The organism is Thioalkalivibrio nitratireducens DSM 14787 (assembly GCF_000321415.2).
GTDB lineage: Bacteria > Pseudomonadota > Gammaproteobacteria > Ectothiorhodospirales > Ectothiorhodospiraceae > Thioalkalivibrio > Thioalkalivibrio nitratireducens.
The window spans coordinates 1,636,597-1,658,640 of the sequence record NC_019902.2; the positions used below are offsets into that span (position 1 = coordinate 1,636,597).

Genomic DNA, 22,044 nt, shown 5'->3' on the forward strand with positions numbered 1-22,044 from the left:
GACTGGCGGCCTCCACGGGCTCACTCTCCTCCCAGCTTCCCGTGTTTCTGACATGGGAAATTGATTCAGGTCAAGGAGAATCGCGGACACATGGGCGTAGCGTCGCCGTATGGCCGGTCGAGTCCGAGCGAATCGCAGTCTGCGAACGCCTCGCTGCACCGGGCCGCATATGACAACAAGAGCGCGCGAGCAGCGCAGGAGGAGACCATGAACGACGAACAGGATCAGGACAAGAAGTCTGGCGTAAGCCGACGGGGGTTCCTGGGGGCTACCGCCGTGGCCGGTGCAGCGGGGGCAGGTCTGGCGTCCGGCCTGCTCGGATTTGGCGCTGGCGAGGCGCAGGCGCGTGCGCGCAACTCGGGGCTGGAGTTTCACGTCGCGCCGGGCGAACTCGACACCTATTACGGCTTCTGGAGCGGCGGACAGTCGGGCGAGATCCGGATTCTCGGGATCCCGTCCCAGCGCGAACTGATGCGCATCCCCGTGTTCAACCACGAGAGCGCCACCGGCTGGGGCAAGACCAACGAGAGCAAGCGTGTGCTGAACGGCAGCCCGCACACCAACGGCGACACTCACCACGTGCATCTGAGCTACGAGAACGGCACCTACGACGGCCGGTACGCGTTCGTCAACGACAAGCTGAACACCCGGGTGGCCCGGATCCGGCTCGACATCATGAAGCCGGACAGGATCACCGAGATCCCCAACGTCGCCGCGATCCACGGCATCAACCCGCAGCGCTGGCCCAGTACCGAGTATCTCTTCTGCAGCGGCGAAATGATCATCCCGTTGCCGAACGACGGGCGGCACCTGGACGAGCCGGAGCACTACTGGACATTGATGACCGCGCTCGATGCCGAGACCATGGATGTGAAGTGGCAGGTCTGGGTCGACGGCAACATGGACAACCTGGTCACCGACTACAGCGGCAAGTATGTCGGCGCGACCTGCTACAACTCCGGCCGTGGCGTAACGCTGGCCGAGATGATGGGCCCCGAACGCGACTGGGCGGTGTTCTTCAACGTTCCCGCGATCGAGAAAGCGGTTGCCGAGGGCGACTTCACGACCATCGGGGATTCGCCGGTTCCGGTCGTCGACGGTCGCGGTGCCGCGGAGGGGGGCACCGCCTACACGCTCTATGTGCCCGTGCCCCGGAGTCCACACGGCCTGAACTCGAGCCCGGACAAGAAATACGTGATCGCGTCGGGCAAGCTCTCGCCCACCGTAACGATCATGGAGTGGTCGAAGGTCGACGATTGGTTCGCGGGCAAACTCAACGATCCACGCGACACCGTGCTGGCCGAACCCGAGGTCGGCCTCGGGCCGCTACACACGACCTTCGACGGCCGCGGGAACGCCTACACCTCGGTGTTCCTCGACAGCCAGGTGGTGAAGTGGAACATCGACGACGCGCTCCGTGCCGCACGCGGCGAGCAGGTGAACTACATCCGGCAGAAGCTCGATATCCACTATCAGATCGGTCACATCATGGCAAGCATGGCCGAGACCGTCGAGGCCGACGGCAAGTGGCTGGTCGCGCTGAACAAGTTCTCGAAGGACCGCTTCATCCCGGTGGGCCCGCTGCGGCCGGAGAACGAGCAGCTGATCGACATCTCCGGCGAGGAGATGAAACTGGTCCATGACGGCCCGGCCTTCCCTGAGCCGCACGACGTGGTGATGGTGCGGGCGGACCTGGTGCGCCCCGCCCGCGTCTGGTCGCGCGACGACCCGTTCTTCGCGGAAACCGCGGAGCGGGCACGCCAGGACGGGGTGGATCTCGAACGCGACAACACGGTCATCCGCGACGGCAACAAGGTCCGTGTCTACATGACCAGCCTGGCGCCGAACTTCGGTCTCACCGAGTTCAGCGTGAAACAGGGCGACGAGGTCACGGTGACAGTAACCAACCTCGACCGCATCGAGGATGTCGCACACGGCTTCGCGCTGGTGAACCACGGCGTGAACATGGAGATCAGCCCGCAACAGACCGCGTCGATCACCTTCGCCGCGAACAAACCCGGGGTGCACTGGTACTACTGCAGCTGGTTCTGCCATGCGCTGCACATGGAGATGTCCGGACGCATGCTGGTCGAGTCGGCCTGATTCGGGACGACCCCCGGGAGAACGCCCGGGGGTGTCGCCCGAGGGAGAAACGCAGATGAACCGATACCGTCGCCTGACCCTGCGCGCGGCAGGACTGGTGGTCCTGAGCGCTGCCGGGTGCACCGGCGAGACCCAGGATGCGGGCCCGCTGCTGCCGATCGAGATCGGCCGTGGCGACTTCTGTCATGTATGCGGCATGACCATCCTCGAGTATCCCGGGCCCAAGGGGCAGGTGCACGAACTCCGCCGCGAACGGCCGCTGTTGTTCTGCTCGACGTCGGACCTTTTCGCGTACCTGCTGCAGCCCGAAACGGCTGCGCGGGTACGCGAAATCCACGTTCAGGACATGGGCGGCCGCGATTGGCAGGAGCCCGGCCCGGGTCCGCAAGGCTTCGTCGATGCGCAGGATGCCTGGTACGTGGCCGGCCATTCCCGGATGGGCGCGATGGGTCCGACGCTGGCCTCGTTCAGTGCCGAAACATCCGCCCAGACCTTTGCCGAAGAGTACGGCGGACGCCTGCTGCGTTTCCCGGAGATCGACCTGGATGTACTGCGCAGCCTTCGCGGTGCAACGCACCCGCCGCGCAGACACGGTTGACCCGAAACACCGCGCTTGTCGAAGCCGGGACGTGAACGGCACCTGCCGCTCGACTGGACGGGTGCCCGGATACGCGCGGCGGCCAGGGGAATCGGGTCCCGTTCATTATGCCACCGCGCGCTACGGGTTCACGCACGACCGGTCGAGCGAATGGTTCGAAGTTGCGTTTCGATAATGTCGGTGGCGCAAGGCTTGATCTCGGTGGCGCAAGGCTTGATCAAGGTCAAGGCACCACGCGGTGGCCGCCAGTCAATAATGGATCCGAAGTTCAGGCAACGGTCATGGCGCTGCATAGCACTCGGAAAGGCGAAAATCGGTCGCCTGGCACGGTGATCGTTCCCTCTTCCCACCCAGCTCCGGCAAGCGGGAGCGGGGAATGACGAGGGCGCGGCGTGCGATTCACGTCAGGGCCGCAGAGGGGCCCGGCAGTGCCGGCGGCGATCCGATGCAGACGAAGGCTGGCGAACACATGAGCGACGATTCCTGTGTCTACAATACGCCGGGCCGGCACCCACCCGAGTGGATCGAGGCGCGCCCGGCGGTGCGAGCCTGCCGTGCCTAATCCTGCGGTTCCTGTCGCCCTGCTGTTCGCCCTGATGGTGGTCCTCGGGGGCGCGCAAGGGGTGGCCGAGGAGACCTCCATCGGCGAACCGCGCCAAGCCGAACTGCGCCATCTGCTCATGCAGGACTGTGGCTCCTGCCACGGGTTGACCCTGCGCGGCGGACTCGGACCACCGATCACACCCGAAGCGCTGGCGGACCGCGACCGGGACACCATGGTGGCCGTCATCCTGTATGGCCGCCCTGGAACGCCAATGCCGCCCTGGGCAACGATCCTGGCAGAACACGAGGTCCGATGGCTGGTGGACCTGCTGTACGAGGGGAGTATCCAATGAGACCGACGCGGCTGTCCCCGGGGCTTCTGTGGATCCTGCTGACCATCTGCCCGGCGGTGCTGGCGGGCGCGTCCGACGGCCTGCGCGGCACGGGCGATCTGGGCGTCATCGTCGAGCGTGCCACCGGCAGTATCCAGATTGTCGAAACCACCTCGCGTACGAGCCTTGCGCGGATCACCGGCCTCGGCGACCTCTCCCATGCGTCGGTCAAGTATTCCCGCGACCAGCGCCATGCCTACATCTTCGGCCGCGACGGCGGGCTGACCCAGGTGGACATGCTCAAGCGCGAGATCACCCATCGCATCATCCAGTCCGGCAACAGCATCGGCGGCGCCATCTCCCAGGACGGCCGCCTGCTGGCCGTGGCCAACTACGAGCCGGGCGGTGTGAAGGTCTTCGACGCGAAGACGCTCGCGCTCGTTGCCGACATCCCCACGGTGGATCACGAAGGCCAGCGTTCCAAGGTGGTGGGTCTCGTCGACGCCCCGCGCCAGCGTTTTGTCTTCAGCCTGTTCGATGCCGGCGAGATCTGGGTGGCGGACTTCAGCCAGGGCGACTCGCCGCGCATCACGCGCCACCGTGACGTGGGTCGCCAGCCCTACGATGCGCTGATCACCCCCGATGGACGCTACTATATCGCCGGCCTGTTCGGCGAGGACGGCATGGCTCTGCTGGACCTGCGCCAGCCCGACGCCGGCGTGCAGCGCATCATGGAGGGCTACGGGCGCGGCGACGAGCTGCTGCCGGTATTCAAGATGCCGCACCTGGAGGGCTGGGCCATCGCGGGCGACTACGCCTTCATGCCCGCCGTGGGCCATCACTCCGTGCTCGTGGTCGATCGCCGCGACTGGAGCGAGGTCGCACGCATCCCGGTCCACGGCCAACCGATCTTCGTGATGGCCAGCCCCGACCAGCACGCGGTCTGGGTCAATTTCGCGTACCCGGACAACGACACGCTGCAGGTGATCGAAGTGGATACCCTGGAGCTCACCGCCTCGATCGAGCCCGGGCCCGCGGTGCTGCACATGGAGTTCACGCCCCGCGGCGAGCACATCTGGGTATCGGTGCGCGACGCCAACGAGGTGCACGTCTACGACGCCTATTCGCTGGAGCGGCTGGCGCGTCTCGAGGTGCAAAGCCCCAGCGGCATCTTCTTCACCGCCCGCGCCCACCGGATCGGATTCTGAGACCGCGTGATGGAACTCACCGACCTCGAACGGCACCTGCTCAACGACTTCCAGCACGACCTGCTGCTGACTCCGCGACCCTACGCGGAGATGGGCGAGCGGCTGGGTGTGGACGAGCAGGCGGTGATCGATGCGCTCGAGCGTCTCCGGGAGTGTGGCGTGGTGACTCGGGTCGGTGCGGTATTCCGGCCCCACAGCGTGGGTGCCAGCACGCTGGCCGCGTTGGCCGTGCCGCCGGAGCGGCTGGAGACCGTGGCCGGCATCGTCAGTGCCTATCGCCACGTCAATCACAATTACGAGCGCGAACACGACTACAACCTGTGGTTCGTGGCCACCGCCCCGGACGAGGGCGAACTGTGTGACGTGCTCGAGGATATCGAACGCGCGACGGGGTTGCCCGTGCTGGCCCTGCCGCTGCTCGAGGACTACCACATCGACCTGGGGTTCGAGCTACGATGGACGTGAGCGATCTCAGAACCCGGCTACAGCGGATCCGCGGTGATACGGTGCCATTGGCAGCCGCGGACATCGCGCTGATCGGTGCCATCGAGAAAGGCCTGCCGCTCGTGTCCAGGCCCTACGCAGCCGTCGCCGAGCAGCTGGGCATCAGCGAGGCGCAGGTGCTGGAACGTCTCGCAGCACTGCGGGAACGGGGTGTCATCAAGCGTATGGGCGTGGTGGTGCGTCACCGGGAACTGGGCTACCGGGCCAACGGCATGGTGGTATGGGACGTGCCGGACGATGCAGTGGCAGGCCTGGGGCAATGTTTCAGCCGCTATGACTTCGTCACACTCTGCTACCGGCGGCCGCGCCAGTTGCCCGAGTGGCCGTACAACCTGTTCTGCATGATCCACGGCAAGAGCCACGATGAAGTGCATCAGGGCATAGCGCGTCTGGTAAGGGAGTGCGGTCTGCAGCGGGTGCCTCATGAGGTGCTCTTCAGCCGCCGCCGCTTCAAGCAGCGCGGCGCGCGCTACCACTGCCCCGAGCGCCGCGAACCGCCGCATGCGCCGGGCGAGGCGGCCCATCGTGGCTGACACCCAAACGGCCCTTCTGGACGATCTGGACCGCAGCATCATCAATGTCCTGCAGGACGGGTTCCCCATCGGTCCGCACCCCTACGCGCAGGTGGCCGGCGAGCTCGACACCGACGAGACCACGCTGCTCGAGCGCCTGCAACGGCTGCTGGATCGACGCATACTCACGCGTTTCGGCCCCATGTACCACGCCCAGCACATGGGCGGCGCCTTCTCCCTGGTGGCCATGCGCGTACCGCCGGACGATCTCGATCGCGTGGTCGAGATCGTCAACGGCTTCGACGAGGTGGCCCACAACTACGAGCGCGAGCATGCCTTCAACCTGTGGTTCGTGCTGGCCACGGAAACGCCCGACGTCATCGGCCAGGTGCTCGCGCATATCGAGCATGCGACCGGCCACCGCTGCTACAACATGCCCAAGCTGGAGGAATTCTTCGTACGGCTCAGGGTTCCGGTATGAGCGGAGTGCCCGCCACGAGCCGCCTGTCTTCCGCGGCACGGGATCACACGCCCGTCGACGAGCTGGATCGGGCACTGATCGTCGCCACCCAGGCGGGGCTGCCCCTGGTACCCGAGCCCTACGAACACCTGGCCGCAGCGCTCGGCATCAGCGGCGACGAGGTCATGCAGCGGCTGCGGCACATGCAGGCGCGCGGGATCATCCGCCGCATCGCGGCGGTGCCCAATCACTACCGTCTGGGTATGACCGCGAACGGCATGAGCGTGTGGAACGTGCCGGACGAACGCATCCGCGAACTGGGCCGCCGGGTCGGGGCGCTGGAGTTCGTCAGCCACTGCTACCACCGGTCCCGGCACCTGCCGGACTGGCCCTACAACCTTTTCGCCATGGTCCATGCGGGCAGCCGCGAGGAGGTACTTCAGAAGGTGGCGAGCATCGCCGAACTCCTGGGCCCCGACCACCTCGGCCACGAGGTGCTATTCAGCCGGCGCATCCTCAAGAAGACCGGGATGCGTCTGAGCGCGTGAGGACAGAGCCATGTTCAGAATCAGCCAGTACATGCGCGAACTCGAAAAGCAGGTCCAGGGCGCGGACGCAATCCTGCCGCCTCACTGCCAGCCGCCCGGGCCGGTGGTGATCTGGAACCTGATCCGGCGCTGCAACCTGACGTGCAAGCACTGCTACTCGATCTCCGCGGACAGGGACTTTCCGGGCGAACTGAGCACGGAGGAAGTCTTCTCGGTGATCGACGACCTCAAGGGCTTCGGCGTTCCGGTGCTGATCCTCTCGGGCGGCGAACCGCTGCTGCGTCCCGACATCTTCGATATCTCGAAGCGCGCGCAGGCCATGGGCTTCTACACGGGCCTGTCCACCAACGGCACGCTGATCACGGATGAGAACATCGGGCGCATCGCCGAGGTCGGCTACGATTACGTCGGCGTCAGTATCGACGGCATCCGCGACACGCACGATCATTTTCGCCGGCGCAAGGGCGCCTTCGACGAGTCCATGAACGGGATCCGGCTGTGCCGGGAGGACGGCATCAAGGTGGGCATGCGCTTCACCATCACCATGGACAACGCCCACGAACTGCCGCAGCTGTTGGAACTCATGGAGCGCGAGTCGGTGGACAAGTTCTACCTGTCGCACCTCAACTACGCCGGGCGCGGCAACCGCAACCGCAAGGACGACGCCCACCACCAGGTGTCCCGCCACGCGATGAAACTGTTGTTCGACACCTGCTGGAACGACATCCAGGCCGGACGCCACCGGGAATATGTCACCGGCAACAACGATGCCGACGGCGTCTACCTGCTGTTCTGGATTGCCGAGCGCTTCCCCGAGCACCTGGACTACATGCGTGCGCGCCTGGAGCAGTGGGGCGGCAATTCCAGCGGCGTGAACGTCGCCAACATCGACAACCTGGGCAACGTGCATCCGGACACCTTCTGGTGGGACTACAACCTGGGCAACGTGCGCGAGCGCCCGTTCTCGGAGATCTGGCAGGACACCGGTGACCCGCTGATGGCCGGCCTCAAGGCCAGGCACCGCCCGGTGAAGGGGCGTTGTGCCGAGTGTTCGCATTTTGCGATCTGCGGCGGCAACACCCGGGTGCGCGCCTGGCAGCTCACCGGCGACCCCTGGCAGGAGGATCCGGCCTGCTACCTAAGCGACGAGGAAATCGGCGTGACCGAGTCGCGGGAGCGACTGCGCGTCGTCCCGTATTCCCGCCGCACGATTCCCACAAAGGTCGTGTTCAAGTGAAATCGGCCCCTGTGGGGGCCGCAAACTTTGGGTTTGCCCGTATGCGTAAGAATTCCCAGCGTTTCTCCTGCGTCGACCGCCCTGGGCGCGGCCGCCGCGCTGCTCGCTGCCTGGCCGGCAACGGGCAGCTCGCCGGACGAAGCCCAGCGGATCTACCAGATCCACTGCGCCAGTTGCCATTCCGGCGACCGGCTCGGCGGCATGGGCCCTGCACTGCTGCCCGAGAATCTGCGGCGCGTGAGGCGTCCGGAGGCTCGCGAGGTCATTGCCCACGGACGCGCCGCCACCCAGATGCCCGGTTTCTCCGAGCAGTTGAGCGACGACGAGATCATGCTGCTGGTGGAGTACATCTACCAGCCACTCGAGGTCATGCCGGTATGGGCCCGGGACGAGGTACTCGACTCGCGCGTGGTGCACTACGGGCCCGGCTCACTGAGTGATGAACCGCGCTTCGACGCCGACCCCCTGAACCTTTTCATCGTCGTGGAACTGGCGGACCATCATGCGAGCCTCCTGGACGGCGACCGGCTGGAAGTGCTCACGCGCTTTCCGACCCGTTTCGCGCTTCACGGCGGGCCCAAGTACTCACCCGATGGTCGCTATGTCTACTTCGCCTCGCGGGGCGGCTGGATCAGCAAATTCGACGTCTACAACATGAAGACGGTTGCCGAGATCCGCGCCGGCATCAACACGCGCAACCTGGCGATCTCGGGCGACGGCCGTTACCTGCTGGTGGGCAACTACCTGCCGCACAGCGTCGTGCTGCTCGATGCCGACGACCTCATGCCCCTGGAGATCATCGAGGCACGCGACGCGGCGGGCACCTCGTCGCGGGTCAGTGCCGTCTACACGGCCGCACCGCGCGAGAGCTTCATCGTCGCGCTCAAGGATATAGCCGAAGTATGGGAAATCAGCTATGCAGCAGCCGATTTTCCCCTGCGGCGCATCGTGCTCGACGACTACCTGGACGATTTTTTCTTCGACCCCGGCTACCACCACCTGATCGGCGCGGCACGCAACGCCAATAACGCCCAGGTGGTCAACCTGGACGAGGGTCTCAAGGTGGCGGAGATCGATCTCACCGGGCTGCCGCACCTGGGCTCCGGAATCAGCTGGGAATACCAGGGCCGGCCCGTGGTCGCCACCCCCAACCTCAGGGAAGCAGAGGTGAGCGTGATCGACCTGCAGGACTGGACGATCATCGAACGCATCGACACGCTGGGGCCGGGCTTCTTCATGCGCAGCCACGGGGACTCGCCGTATGCCTGGGTGGATGTCTTCTTCGGACCGGACAGCGACGCGGTGCATGTCATCGACAAGAAGACCCTGAAGATCGTGCGTACGCTGCGCCCCGAGCCCGGCAAGACCGCGGCGCACATCGAGTACGATCGTCACGGGCGCTACGCCCTGCTGAGCATCTGGGACGACGACGGGGCGCTGGTGATCTACGACGCCGACACCCTGGAGGAGGTCAAGCGCATCCCGATGAAAAAGCCATCGGGCAAGTACAACGTCTACAACAAGACGCGCCTCGACCCCGGCACCAGCCACTGATGCGCCCTGCCCGCGACACGCCCGGTGGCCCAGCGGCCGATATCGGCACGGCGCCGACGATTCTGAGATTGGGGGATACCCTGCTCCAGCCGCCCAGGGACCGCGAGCGTGATTGAACCAGCGACGCCGATGAACCTGGGGTGCGGGCGGGACTGCAGCGCCGGCGTGTCGACAAGAGGCCGGCCTCTGGTCGGGAAGACCGGAGGCCGGCAGCGGTGAAGGATCAATAGATCTCGTTGCGGGTGTTGTAGTTGTTGAACTTGCCCGTCGGGGTGACAATCCGTTCGCCCTTGATCACGTGCTTGAGTTCGCGGGTGCGATCATCCACGACGACGATCGCCGATTCCTCTGTCATGCCACTCCACACAGAGAACCAGACCTCGTCACCAACCTTGTTGTACTCGGGCTGCACAACCCGTTTGGGTCCCGGTCCAAGATCCGCCCATTCGGCGATGGGCAGTACCTCGAAGCCAGCGTCCGGGTTGTGAACATCGAATACCGCGATGGACTGGCTGATACCTGCATCGGGATGCAGGGGGGTGTCCACCCAGAGGTTGCGGGACTCCGGATGGGTCTTGACGAACAGCGATCCGCCGCCCTGCCCTTCCAGGACGCGCACGGCCTTGAACGCGTGGTCAGGGTGATTCTCGGGATCCGTTCCGATGAAAGTGACGTTCGCATTGCCCAGGGCACTGGTGACCCAGACCGGACCGAACTCGGGATCGACCAGATTGGCACCCCGGCCCGGATGGGGAATGCGCTCCACCGGGATCAATGCCTGCAGACGTCGTTCCTTTGCATCCACGACCGCGATTCGATCGGCCTCGTTGGCAGCGGTCAGGAAATACCGGCCACTGCGGTCCCAGCCTCCGTCGTGAAGGAAGGGGGCGGCGTCGATGGTCGTTACATTGAGCGCATCAATGTCCTCGTAGTTCACGAGCAGAATCTTGCCGGTTTCCTTCACGTTCACGATGAACTCAGGGTGCAGATGCGACCCCACGATGGCTGCCACGCGTGGTTCGGGGTGATACTCCTGGGTATCGACCGTCATGCCCCGGGTGGAAACGATCTTCTTGGGCTCCAGCGTCTGTCCGTCCATCAGCACGTAGTGGGGCGGCCAGTACGCGCCAGCGATCGCAATCTGGTCCTCGTAGCCCTTGTAGCGGGAATTCTCCACCGATCGCGCTTCCATGCCGATCTTGATCTCGGCGACCACCTGCGGCGGATCCATGTACAGGTCGATCAGATCCACCTTGCCGTCGCGGCCGATGGTGCTGAAATAGCGGCCGGAACTCGATGCGCGCGAGATATGCACTGCGTACCCGGTCGGGACATAGGCGACGACCTCCTTGCTGTCGCCGTCGATGATGGCAACCTCACCCGCGTCGCGCAGCGTTACCGCGAACAGGTTGTCCACGTCGTAGCCGTGCTGGGGCTGGGCAGGACGGTCTTCCGGCGCCACAAACACTGTCCAGCTGTTGCGCATGTCGGCCATGCCCCATTCGGGCGGCTGCGGTGGCTCGTGCTGCAGGAACCGGGCGATGGCATCGATCTCATCGTCGGTCAGTTCGCCGGAGGTGCCCCAGTTGGGCATGCCTGCGGGTGAGCCGAAGTTGATCAGTGCCTTGAGGTATGCGGTGCCCTTCGCCTGCGTGAGATCGGTGGTCAATGGCAGGCCTGTCGCGCCCTTGCGCAGCACGCCGTGGCAACCGGCGCAGCGTTCGAAATAGATCTGCTGCGAGCGCGCGAACTCCTCCTGCGTCAAGGCCGGGGCCCCCGGAGTGACCACCTGACGCGTTCCTTCGATGGGTGAAGGCGTTCCCCGGTAGCGGATGGCGCCCTCGGGTGAGCCCGGATGCGGTTCTCCCTCTGCGCGGTCCACCAGACCGAGGCTGGCGCGCCGGGCGGCGACCTGCTCGACTGTCACCGGTTCGCCCTGATTGCCCCAGGACGTGAGCACGTAATTGACCGCGCCTGCGATCTGCGTGTCCTCCAGATGCTGCATCGGTGGCATGGCAGTCGAGTAGGTTACGCCGTCCACTTCCAGGGGCTCATCGAGTCCCTGCAGGACAATATCCATGACCCGCACCGGATCCTCGGTCACGCGCTCGTTCCCCGCAAGCGGGGGAAACGCACCGCGCATGCCCGTTCCATCCGCCTGATGACATGCGGCACAAAACGCCTGGTAATGCGCAGGGGAAGGCTCTGCACCTGTCGCCGCACCTTTTGCAGCTTCGGCTTCATGTACAGCGGCGTCCTGAGCGGTGGCCATTCCGAACGCGGCCAGGAGACTGATGGAAAGCGTGGACTTCAGAAACTTCGGGCGAAAGCTGTGTTGACCATACATCGTGGCATCTCCCTCTGGCGAAAAGTTGCTTTTCCCGTGCACAGGGGAACACTGCGCTCACAAAATGGACCTTGACGTAAGTCAAGTGCACACCTGATTATCACGAAACCTCCGCAGCGAGTGCGACGCCGTGCGGCATCGGTCGTCATTGCGAGCGTAGCGCGGCACTAATGCGCGCAGCGCATTGAACAGCCGAAGGCTGGCCCGCAGGGTGAGCGCAGCGAATAATCCAGGCGGCGCGGGGAGGACTAATGCCGTTTGGATCGCCACGTTGCTTCGCGCCTCGCGATGACGGTGGTTTCGATGACGGCCCGTTCCAATTTGCGGAGCTTCCCTGATAATCAGGAGTGCACATAAAACCGCCAAAAAAACAGAATATCTCTATATTTATGCACCCTTATATTATGTTGAACTAAGCCGCTTCGCGGCAGCCTGCTTCTCCGGGCGCTGACGCAACGCCGATCGTCAACACTCCTTGGTGACCCCTGTGGGTCGCAATGACAAGGAGAGGACGATGACACCGTTACGGCAGCAGATGATCGATGCCATGCGCCAGCGTGGCTTTGCAGAACGCACGCAACGCAGTTACCTGTGGGCAGTACGGGACCTGGCTCGATTCCACCGACGTTCTCCTGCGGAACTGGGCGTTCCTGAACTTGAGCACTATTTCCGGCACCTGGCGCTGGAGCGCGGGTTGTCCGGGGCCACCTGCCGGTTGCACCGGAACGGGATCCGCTTTCTGTACCTGAAGGTGTTGCAGTGGTCGGCCTTCGACGTGCCCTTTGTGGTACCCAAGCGCGCGCAGCGGATTCCGGAGTTGCTGACCCGGCAGGAGGTCGTGCGGATCCTGGACGCGTGTGCCAACCCGAAGCACCGGATGTTGCTGAAGATCTGTTACGCCTGTGGCCTGCGGGTCAGCGAGGTGGTGGCGTTGCGGGTGCGCGACATCGACGGCGAGCGCGGTCTGCTACGGGTCGAGCAGGGCAAGGGGGCGAAGGACCGGCTGGTGCCGGTGTCGCCGACGCTGTTGACGGAGTTGCGGCGGTACTGGGTGCTGTTCCGGCCGACCGAGTGGCTGTTCCCGGCGGGGCGGGACCGGTGTACACCGCTGAGCATCAGCAGTGCCCAGCGCGTGTTCAGTCGGGCCAAGGCGACGGCGGGCATCGCCAAGATCGGTGGCATTCATGGGCTGCGCCACGCCTATGCCACGCATCAGCTCGAGGCGGGGCTACCGGTGCATCGCCTGCAGCGGGTTCTTGGCCATGGGCACCTGCAGTCGACGCTGCGCTATCTGCATTGGGTGCCCGAACGTCGCCCGGAGGCGGGCGGACCCGTGGATCTGGTGGCGGGATTGGCGGTGCGTCATGGCTGAACCGGCGACGCTGCAACACGCCCTGGACCGGTTCCTGCACGAAGAGACGCTGGACGGCCACCGGCGCCGGGTGTGCCAACACCTGAAGGCCTGCCGCACCGAGGCGCTGGGCGGGATGCAGGTGCAGTGCGAGGCCTGCGGCTGGGAGCAGCCGTGGTATCACGGCTGCCGGGACCGGCACTGCCCGCAGTGCCAGACCCGCGCGACCCGGGTCTGGGCCGAACGCCAGCAGGAGGCGCTCCTGCCGGTGCGCTACTTCCACGTGGTGTTCACCCTGCCGCATGCTCTGAACGGCTGGGTGCAGTTGCACCCCGAGGTGCTCTACCGGCAGTTGTTCCAGGTGACTTGGGACACCCTGCGCCGCTTCGGTCAGGATCGCCGCCGCCTCGGCGGCGAGCTGGGTATGACCGCAGTGCTGCACACCTGGGGCCAGAACCTCAGCCAGCACGTGCACCTGCACTGCCTGATCCCCGGCGGGGCGCTCCAGGCGGACGGCCACTGGAAGCCGAGCCAAGGCAATACCCTGTTCCCGGTCCGGGCCTTGTCCCGGCGCTTTCGCGGGGCGATGGTCGCGGCCCTGCGCCGGGCTGCCGACGACGGCGTATTGCACCGGGTCACCCGACCGGGCGAGATCGACGCGGTACTCGACCGGCTGATGGCCACCGAGTGGGTGGTCTACGCCAAGGACTGTCTCGATCACACATCCACGGTGGTCGACTACCTGGCGCGTTACACGCATCGGATCGCGATCCACAACGCGCGCATCCTCGACATCGATGCCAAGGACGTCACTCTGCGCTACACCGACTACCGCGACCACGACCGACCCAAGGTGATGCGTTTGGAAGGCGAGGAGTTCGTGCGCCGCTTTCTGCTGCACATCCTGCCCAAAGGACTCATGCGCGTGCGGCATTACGGTTTCCTCGCCAACCGCTGCCGGCGGACCAAGCTCCCGCGTATCCGCAGCGCGTTGCATGTACCGCCACCCGCCACGAGCGATGCCCCGGAAGGCCGGTCTGAGCCCACGACCTACCCATGTCCCCGATGCCGGGTCGGTCGGGTGTGCGTGATCACGGTACTGCGCCCGCGACCAAACCGAACCGACATCCCGGAGCACCGACGATGACCTCGGCCTGACGGGTAAGAACCGCCGGCTCCCTTGCGTCGCCCCTTGGAAAAGGGGCGGCGCTGGCCCGTCTGTGTATGCGACTGGATCTCAGCAGAAAACGGGGCTACCGTACAAGACATTGGAGCCTTCAGGGAGCCCGACCATGATCACGACCGGACGCAAGGACTGCCCCGAGGCTCGATACTGGGTTCCTTTGACCCGCCATCCCGGCGCGCACTGAATACAATCCCCTTTACATGAACGTGTGTGCCAGCCCATGGGCGGCCCAGTCCAACAGACGTTTATCCGCCATGCTGCGCACGCCGGATAAACGCTAATCTGTTGTATTGAAAATCCTTGGCGCGTGAAGCACTGCTCGCCAGGGTCATCATTGCGAGCGTAACGCGGCACTAACTTTCATGGCCGGCGGCTACCCTGCAACATGAAAAGGCGAGCCACGGAAAGCACGGACGGACACGGAAAAAAGGGTTTGATCCGTTTCATATTCCGTGATTTCCGTGTTCTTCCGTGGCTGGATTTTTACGCTCACTGTCATGCCGTCGGCCTCGAGGCACCCCGAAGAATGAAACTACGATTATAAATCAGAGACATACAATTCTCGGGCGGCGTATTTTCACGCTAACTGTCATGCCGCCGGGCGCGCGGCACCCCCGATGATGAAAGATAATGGGCGTGCTGTCGCGTCGGGCTGAGGTCGCGATAATTCTTGATGGCGCCTGACCGCGCACGCTAACTCGACCCGCTGCCCTTCACTCGTACCCCGGATTGCCTGGCATGGCCTGGAAGGGTCATGGACAGCGCACGCTAAAAAGAGCCGTCGAGTCCCGACAGGCCGTTGAAGGACGGCGCCCTTGGCGACAGCACATCGTGAAGGATAGTGCGTTTGCCCGAGGAGGTCAGCATGGACATTACCCCGATTCACCGGCGCGTTGTCGGTCTGGATGTGCACCAGAGCAAGATCACGGCCTGTGCGCTGATCGAGCAGCCCGATGGCAGTGTGGCGGTGGAGCACCGGGAGTTTGGTGGTTTCAAGCGCGATCGGCGGGCGTTGGCCGAGTGGGTTCGCGGGTTTGACCCCGAGGTCGTGGTGATGGAGAGCACTGGGATCTACTGGAAGAGCCCCTATGCGGCCCTTGAGCGTGTGGGCGTCATGGCCTGGGTGGTCAATGCCCGTCACGCCCGAAACGTGCCTGGCCGCAAGACCGACCTCTCCGATGCCCAGTGGCTGGCCACGCTGGCCCGTGCCGGTCTGCTGCGGGCTTCGTTCATTCCTCCGGCCGAGATCCGCCATCTGCGCCTGATCGCCCGGCAGCGCCAGAAGCTGGTCGGGATGCTGGCCGCGGAGAAGAACCGGCTGCACAAGGTGCTGACCGATGCCGGGATTCGCCTGAACGTGCTGGTCTCCGACGTACACGGCGCGTCGGCACGGGCCATGATCAAGGCCCTGCTCGCCGATGCCCCATGCACGCAATCCTCGACCTCGCCGGCCGCCTGCGGGCTTCCCGCGAAGAACTGTTCGAAGCCCTGCAACCGGAGGAACTGAGCACCAGGCACCGCTTCGTGCTCAACGAGGTTCTGGCGCACATCGAGTACCTCGAGGCCATGATCGCCCGCTTCGAACAGGAACTGCTTGCGGGTCTGGCCCCCTGGGAGCCGCAGGTGTGCCTGCTGGAAACCGTGCCCGGCATCGACCGCATTGGCGCCGCCATGCTGCTCGTCGAAATCGGTACCGACATGGCGAGCTTCGGCAGCGCCGAACGCCTCGCGTCCTGGGTCGGCATCTGCCCCGGCAACCACGAGAGCGCCGGCAAACGCAAAAGCGGACGCACGCGCAAGGGCAACGCCTGGGTCCGTCGCCTGCTGTGCGAGTTCGCGCAAGCCGCCTCCCGCACCCGCTGTGCGCTCAAGGACAAGTTTTCGGCCTTGTCCATCCGCAAGGGACACAAGCGCTCCATCGTGGCCCTGGCGCACAAGCTCCTGCGCATCGTCTACGCCATGCTCAATCATGCGGCCCCCTACCAGGATCGCACCGTCGATTACGAGGGCTCTCGTCGTGCAGCGCAACGCGCCGCGCTGGCTGAAGATGCTGGAAAAGCACGGCTATCTCACCGCCACCTGAGCCGCCACACAGGCTCTTCGAGTCCCGCAAGCAGGCATTTGCGCACCGGCATGCGTCACGCCAGAATCTCGCTCGCCCCAACGTCAGGTTCTTTCACGCTAACTTTCATGCCCTCGGCCGCGAGGCACCCCGAAGGATGAAACTACGATTATAAATCAGAGACATACGATTCTCGGGCGGCGTATTTTCACGCCAACATCCCTGGTTCCAGGCCATCACTCGCAACCATGAAAGATGCGGAGAGGTAGAAGCGGCCAAGAGCCGTCGTCCGCCATCCGGCGCCGGGATTGCAGACCGGACCATCGGGGAGCCGTTGCGAATACGCTGCCCCGGGCGACGCACTGCGGGTGACCCCCCCGCCGACCGACCGGCCACTCGCAGCCCTGCCGCCATCGCCCACTTGACCTGAGTCAATGCCTGCCCTCGAAGCCGCCTGCTAGGTTCGCGCCCAGTCTCCATGCACACGCAGCAGGTGCAGGAGTTTCTGGCCGAGGCCGCCAACCACACGAGGGAACAAGCGATGATGGAGGGGCTTTCCAGAGCAGCGGCGCGCAATATTTTTCTTGGCGGCTCGCTGTTCTTCTTCGTAGTGTTCGTCGCGCTGACCGCGCACAGTCACTGGTACATCGTCACCCAGTCCACCGATCACGCGGGCCTGACCGAGTCGGTCAAGCACGGCAAGGAGGTCTGGGAGGAGCATTCGTGCATCAATTGCCACACGCTGCTCGGCGAAGGCGCCTATTTTGGGCCGGAACTCGGCAACGTCTGGGTGCGCTACGGCGGGCCCGATTCGCCTGAGGGTGCGCGGGCCGGCATCAAGGCCTGGATGCAGATCCAGCCGACCGGGATTCCCGGACGCCGGCAGATGCCGAACTTCGACCTCACCGACGCAGAACTCGACGCGCTGGTCGATTTCTTCGAGTGGATGAGCCGGATCAACACCCAGGGCTGGCCGCCGCACGTGGCCGGTTGAGGAGGAATGGAAGCGATGAAATACCAGACGCAGAAGGTGGCCTACCCGTTTTTCGTGATGGCCCTGGTACTGTTCGCCGCGCAGGTGATATTCGGCACGATGGCCGGGCTGGTCTACGTGATGCCGGAATTCCTGTCCGAGGCCATGCCGTTCCACATCATGCGCATGAGCCACACCAACCTGCTGATCGTGTGGCTGCTGATCGGCTTTTTCGGGGCAACTTACTACCTGCTGCCCGAGGAGACCGAGAACGAGATCTATAGCCCCACCCTGGCCTACCTCCAGCTTGCGATCTTCGTGTTCGCTGGCGCGGCGGCACTGATCGGTTACCAGTTCGGCATCCACGAGGGCCGGCATTACCTCGAGCAGCCGGTCTGGGTGAAAGTCCTGCTGACGATCTCCTTCCTGATGTTCCTGTTTAACGCGAGCCTCACCGTGCTCAAGGGACGCAAAACCGCTATTTCCGTCGTCCTGATGCTGGGCCTTTGGCTGGCCGCGATCTTCTGGCTGTTCGCCTTCTACACACCGGACAACATGTCGCTGGACAAGATGTACTGGTGGTACATCGTGCACATCTGGGTAGAGGGTGTCTGGGAGCTGATCATGGCCTCGCTGCTGGGCTTCCTGCTGATCAAGATGACCGGTGTGGATCGCGAGGTGATCGAGAAGTGGCTGTACGTAATCGTCGGCCTGGCACTGTTCACCGGGCTGCTGGGCACCGGGCACCATTACTACTGGATCGGCACCCCGGGTTACTGGCAGCCGATCGGCGGCTTCTTCTCGGCGCTCGAGGTGTTGCCATTCTTCGCGATGGTGGTGTTCGCGTTCTACATGTTCTGGCGCGGCCGCCGCAACCATCCGAACCAGGCCGCAGTGCTGTGGACGCTGGGTACGGTGGTGATGGCCTTCTTCGGCGCCGGTGTCTGGGGCTTCATGCACACACTGTCGTTCATCAACTTCTATACGCACGGCACGCAGATCACCGCCGCGCACGGGCATCTGGCCTTCTTCGGCGCCTACGTGATGCTGAACCTCGCCATCATCAGCTACGCAATGCCGCACCTGCGGGGCATGCAGCCGTACAACCAGATCCTGAACATGTGGAGCTTCTGGATCATGACTTCGGCGATGGCCTTCATGACTTTCGCGCTGACCTTCGCCGGCGTGGTCCAAACCCACCTGCAGCGGGTGATGGGCATGAGTTTCATGGAGGTGCAGGACCAGCTGCAGCTGTTCTACGTGTTCCGGCTCGGCGCAGGGATCGCGGTGGTGATCGGCGTGGCCCTGTTCCTGTACGCGATGTTCGGCCCGGCCCGAACACAGGTGCCTGCCAGCGCGGCCCAGGCCCCGGCAGGTGGCTGAGGCTGCACGCATGGCCGCAGTGATGCCGCAGCACGACCGCACCCCCGCGTCGGACGGACAGCCTTATTACCGGCCGGTCGCGGGGGAGTGCGAGCTGTTCGAGGTCGCGTTCCGCCACCGGTTGCCGCTGCTGTTGAAGGGTCCGACCGGCTGCGGCAAGACCCGGTTCGTTGCGCACATGGCGGCACGCCTCGGGCGCCCGCTGTACACCGTCGCGTGCCACGACGACCTGACCGCTGCCGACCTGAGCGGGCGCTACCTGCTGCAGGGTGGCGAGACCCGCTGGGTCGACGGCCCGCTGACGCGGGCCGTCCGCGAGGGCGGCATCTGCTACCTCGACGAGGTAGTCGAGGCCCGGCGCGATGTGACCGTGGTGATCCATCCGCTGACCGACGACCGGCGCGTGCTGCCGCTGGAACGCACTGGCGAATTGCTGCATGCCCCGCCGGAGTTCATGTTGGTGGTTTCCTACAACCCCGGCTACCAGCATGTGCTGAAGAACCTGAAACCCAGCACGCGACAGCGTTTCGTCAGCATGGAGTTCGACTTCCCGCCGCCAGAGGCCGAGGCGGAGATCGTCGCTGCGGAGACCGGGCTCTCCGGCGAACGCTGCGCCGCGCTGGTGAACCTGGCCGCCCGATTGCGTGCGCTGAAGGGCCGCGACCTGGACGAGGGCGTTTCCACCCGCCTGCTGGTCTACTGTGCGACGCTGGTCCAGGCCGGGATGCGGATCGACGAAGCCGCCCGATACACCCTGGTCGAACCGCTCAGCGACGATCCCGACGTGCGTGCGGCACTCGGTGAACTGGTAGAGATGACGTTCGGCTGACGATCATGGCGCGAGCGGCCATTCACGAACATCAAGGCAATGCGGTCACCGACAGCGGCAACGTGCCAGCGCGAACGAGTCCGCCGGCCGGCCGGCTCACATCGATGATCGTGGCGATACGCGCCGCCCCCGAAATGACGCCCCGGGCGGTAGCACCGTGATTATTCCCTCTTCCCGTCCCTGTACCCCGGGCACCCTTCCCTCCGCCCTTCGCGCCAGCCTGCAGCGGTTCGAAATCCGCTCCCGGCGGACTCGCCCCGTAAGCGGGCGAGCGGGATTTCGTGTGCGCTGCGCGCGCTTTTCAGGTTGATCGTGGGGCTGCACTGGCTGGAGTTCGAGGAGATCATCGGCCGGCGCTGGCACCGCTGGGCGAGTGATGCGGCCAGTTACCCGCGATATCCTGCGGCTGCGGTCGCGCTGGCCTCGGTCCAGGCCACCGCGGGTACCTGTTTTCGCGCGCTCGGCGGTGCGCCCGGGCTGGGCCTGGACGCGGTCCCGGCACGCAGCTCCCGGCATCGACTGACCTGGCGCCAACGCCTGGGCCTCGACGACGAGCAGTTGACGCTGGCACGTCGGGACGAAGAGAACGTGCTGCTCCCGCCTGCCATCGACTGGTTTCCGGACCCGGCGCTCAACCGGGACGCCTATCTGTGGCTTGCCGCGTTCCTTGCCCGTGCCCGCCACCGGGATCTTCCTTCCGACCCACTGCAGCGGGATCTCGCCCTGCTGCGCGAGACCGCTCGTGTCAGCCGGAGCGCATGTGCCCGGCTACCCGGCCTCGCGCGGCGCTATCGCAGGCTCTGTGCCGCACTGCTCGCGGTGCGCCCGCAGCGTTCCCTGCCACCGGCGGAACGGGACCTGGAGGCCGTGATCCGGGCGCTGCTCGGGGCACCCGAAGCGCTCGCTCCAGGCGCCCGGGCGATGCACGACGCGGTGCATTCGCCCGTTGCGCCACTGGCCCGTTGGCGCGCTCCTCGCGGCTACCGACCGCCACTGCCGGTACCGCTATGGGGTGAGGTGCTGTCACGGCCGCCAGCGCCGCCGCGCGGCAGCGACACCGAGAGTCCGCGTGAAGACGGTAACGATACTGGGCACGGCGGCCCGAAACGGCGCGCGGAACGCCGGCGCCTGGACCAGACCGAGCGCGACGACCCGTTGCTGTTGAACCGCTTCGAAAAGATGCTGGCCTGGGCCGACATGGTCAACGTGAATCGACCTGTCGACGACGACGATCGGGATGCCGCGCGGCGGGCCGCGGACCAGCTCGAGCAGCTCACCGTCAGCGGGCACCGGCGCGAGGCGTCGACGCGGCTGCGGATGGACCTGGATCTCGGTGCACAGGCGGCCGACGGACCGGCCCTGCGTGCGACCCTGACCTATCCCGAGTGGCACTATCGCAGGCAGCGCTATCTCCCGGACCACTGCCGGGTGATTGCGGAGCCGGCGGCCGAAGAGGGTGAGGACTGGATCCCGGATGCAGCTACGAGGCGACGGATCCGCCGCGTGCGCCAGCAGTTCGAGGCACTGCAGCCCCGGCGCGAGCTGCTGCGCGCACAGATGGACGGTGCGGACCTGGATACCGATGCCGTGGTGCGTGCCCACTGCGACCTGGCCGCCGGCGGAGCCGGCTCGGACCGGATCTACCTGGACCATCGGGACCAGTCCCGCGATCTCGCGGTTGCGATCCTGGTGGACGTGTCATTGTCCACCGAGGCCTGGGTGGAGGATCGCCGCGTGATCGACGTCGAGAAGGAGGCGCTGCTGTCGCTGATTCATGGCCTGGCCGCGTGTGGCGATGACTTCGCGGTGTACACCTTTACCTCGCAGCGACGCGAACAGGTCTGGGTGCGCACCGTGAAGCGGTTCGACGAACGGCTCGGGCCAGTGGTGGAGCGGCGGGTACAGGCGCTGAAGCCGGGGCATTACACGCGTATGGGCCCGGCGATTCGCCACGTCAACGCGGAACTGCTGCGTCAGCCTTCGCGCCACCGACTGCTGCTGATGTTGACCGATGGCAAACCGAACGATACCGATCACTATGAGGGGCGCTACGGAATCGAAGACAGCCGTCGGGCGGTACAGGAGGCACGGCGCAGCGGCGCGGTCGTATTCGGCGTAACCATCGACCAGGAGGCCCAGCACTATCTTCCGCGCCTGTTCGGGCGGGGCGCTTTCGAGATCGTCCGGCGCCCGGCCGCCCTGCCCGCCGCTCTGCCGGCGATTTACCGGCAGCTGATCCTGCAATGAATCTATGCAAGCCGCCCGGATACACGGGCCGATGCCGCCGGCGGGACCGCTGGAGCGGCCGCCCGAA

17 protein-coding genes and 1 pseudogene are annotated in these 22,044 nt (G+C 65.3%); 17 read left to right on the forward strand and 1 reads right to left on the reverse strand.

Translation table 11 applies throughout. The features are described from left to right. Window positions 1-207: 207 nt before the first annotated feature. The 10 genes from nosZ to TVNIR_RS07765 all read left to right on the forward strand — a co-directional run bounded on the left by nosZ (window position 208) and on the right by TVNIR_RS07765 (window position 9,599). Entirely contained in the window at window positions 208-2,103 is a 1,896-nt protein-coding gene (gene nosZ / locus TVNIR_RS07715) for a TAT-dependent nitrous-oxide reductase (protein ID WP_015258432.1), read from the forward strand. A gap of 55 nt (window positions 2,104-2,158) precedes the next feature. Further along, window positions 2,159-2,701, forward strand: coding sequence for a nitrous oxide reductase accessory protein NosL (locus tag TVNIR_RS07720; RefSeq protein ID WP_043739505.1), 543 nt, complete (start codon window positions 2,159-2,161; stop codon window positions 2,699-2,701). Window positions 2,702-3,255: 554 nt separating this feature from the next. Then, complete coding sequence (locus tag TVNIR_RS07730; RefSeq protein ID WP_015258436.1) at window positions 3,256-3,597, forward strand: c-type cytochrome; 342 nt, start codon at window positions 3,256-3,258, stop codon at window positions 3,595-3,597. Continuing rightward, window positions 3,594-4,784 (forward strand): cytochrome D1 domain-containing protein, encoded by a 1,191-nt coding sequence (locus tag TVNIR_RS07735; protein ID WP_015258437.1) that lies wholly within the window; start codon window positions 3,594-3,596, stop codon window positions 4,782-4,784. Before TVNIR_RS07730 ends, TVNIR_RS07735 begins: the two co-directional genes overlap by 4 nt. A gap of 9 nt (window positions 4,785-4,793) precedes the next feature. After that, complete coding sequence (locus TVNIR_RS20190; protein WP_043739508.1) at window positions 4,794-5,249, forward strand: Lrp/AsnC family transcriptional regulator; 456 nt, start codon at window positions 4,794-4,796, stop codon at window positions 5,247-5,249. After that, window positions 5,240-5,821, forward strand: coding sequence for a siroheme decarboxylase subunit beta (gene ahbB, locus TVNIR_RS20195; RefSeq protein ID WP_015258439.1), 582 nt, complete (start codon window positions 5,240-5,242; stop codon window positions 5,819-5,821). The genes TVNIR_RS20190 and ahbB (TVNIR_RS20195) overlap by 10 nt, the downstream gene beginning before the upstream one ends. Further along, window positions 5,814-6,281 (forward strand): AsnC family transcriptional regulator, encoded by a 468-nt coding sequence (locus tag TVNIR_RS07750; protein ID WP_015258440.1) that lies wholly within the window; start codon window positions 5,814-5,816, stop codon window positions 6,279-6,281. Before ahbB (TVNIR_RS20195) ends, TVNIR_RS07750 begins: the two co-directional genes overlap by 8 nt. After that, complete coding sequence (ahbB, locus tag TVNIR_RS07755) at window positions 6,278-6,808, forward strand: siroheme decarboxylase subunit beta (RefSeq protein ID WP_043739512.1); 531 nt, start codon at window positions 6,278-6,280, stop codon at window positions 6,806-6,808. The genes TVNIR_RS07750 and ahbB (TVNIR_RS07755) overlap by 4 nt, the downstream gene beginning before the upstream one ends. Window positions 6,809-6,818: 10 nt before the next feature. Further along, window positions 6,819-8,045, forward strand: a complete 1,227-nt coding sequence (gene nirJ / locus TVNIR_RS07760) for a heme d1 biosynthesis radical SAM protein NirJ (RefSeq protein ID WP_015258442.1) — start codon at window positions 6,819-6,821, stop codon at window positions 8,043-8,045. A 27-nt stretch (window positions 8,046-8,072) separates the two neighbouring features. Then, window positions 8,073-9,599: a nitrite reductase gene (locus tag TVNIR_RS07765; protein ID WP_269465092.1), complete on the forward strand. Its 1,527-nt coding sequence runs from the start codon at window positions 8,073-8,075 to the stop codon at window positions 9,597-9,599. Between the two features lie 223 nt (window positions 9,600-9,822). Here the strand turns inward: TVNIR_RS07765 and TVNIR_RS07770 are convergent, their stop codons facing one another. Next, on the reverse strand, window positions 9,823-11,946 hold the full coding sequence (locus TVNIR_RS07770) for a cytochrome D1 domain-containing protein (RefSeq protein ID WP_015258444.1): 2,124 nt from the start codon (window positions 11,944-11,946) through the stop codon (window positions 9,823-9,825). 514 nt (window positions 11,947-12,460) lie between these two features. Here TVNIR_RS07770 and TVNIR_RS07775 point away from each other — a divergent pair. The 7 genes and pseudogenes from TVNIR_RS07775 to TVNIR_RS07805 all read left to right on the forward strand — a co-directional run bounded on the left by TVNIR_RS07775 (window position 12,461) and on the right by TVNIR_RS07805 (window position 21,977). Next, the gene (locus TVNIR_RS07775) at window positions 12,461-13,318 is read left to right on the forward strand and encodes a tyrosine-type recombinase/integrase (RefSeq protein WP_015258445.1); all 858 of its coding nucleotides are present in this window, start codon (window positions 12,461-12,463) and stop codon (window positions 13,316-13,318) included. After that, entirely contained in the window at window positions 13,311-14,444 is a 1,134-nt protein-coding gene (locus TVNIR_RS07780; RefSeq protein ID WP_015258446.1) for an IS91 family transposase, read from the forward strand. The genes TVNIR_RS07775 and TVNIR_RS07780 overlap by 8 nt, the downstream gene beginning before the upstream one ends. A gap of 904 nt (window positions 14,445-15,348) precedes the next feature. After that, a pseudogene (locus tag TVNIR_RS07785) lies at window positions 15,349-16,566 on the forward strand (IS110 family RNA-guided transposase). A gap of 520 nt (window positions 16,567-17,086) precedes the next feature. Continuing rightward, a complete protein-coding gene (locus TVNIR_RS07790; protein WP_043740377.1) occupies window positions 17,087-17,539 on the forward strand; it encodes a c-type cytochrome in 453 nt (150 codons plus the stop codon). A gap of 15 nt (window positions 17,540-17,554) precedes the next feature. After that, on the forward strand, window positions 17,555-18,901 hold the full coding sequence (locus TVNIR_RS07795) for a cbb3-type cytochrome c oxidase subunit I (RefSeq protein ID WP_015258448.1): 1,347 nt from the start codon (window positions 17,555-17,557) through the stop codon (window positions 18,899-18,901). A 10-nt stretch (window positions 18,902-18,911) separates the two neighbouring features. After that, a complete protein-coding gene (locus tag TVNIR_RS07800) occupies window positions 18,912-19,730 on the forward strand; it encodes a CbbQ/NirQ/NorQ/GpvN family protein (RefSeq protein ID WP_015258449.1) in 819 nt (272 codons plus the stop codon). 312 nt (window positions 19,731-20,042) lie between these two features. Next, complete coding sequence (locus TVNIR_RS07805) at window positions 20,043-21,977, forward strand: nitric oxide reductase activation protein NorD (protein ID WP_015258450.1); 1,935 nt, start codon at window positions 20,043-20,045, stop codon at window positions 21,975-21,977. Window positions 21,978-22,044 lie beyond the last annotated feature (67 nt).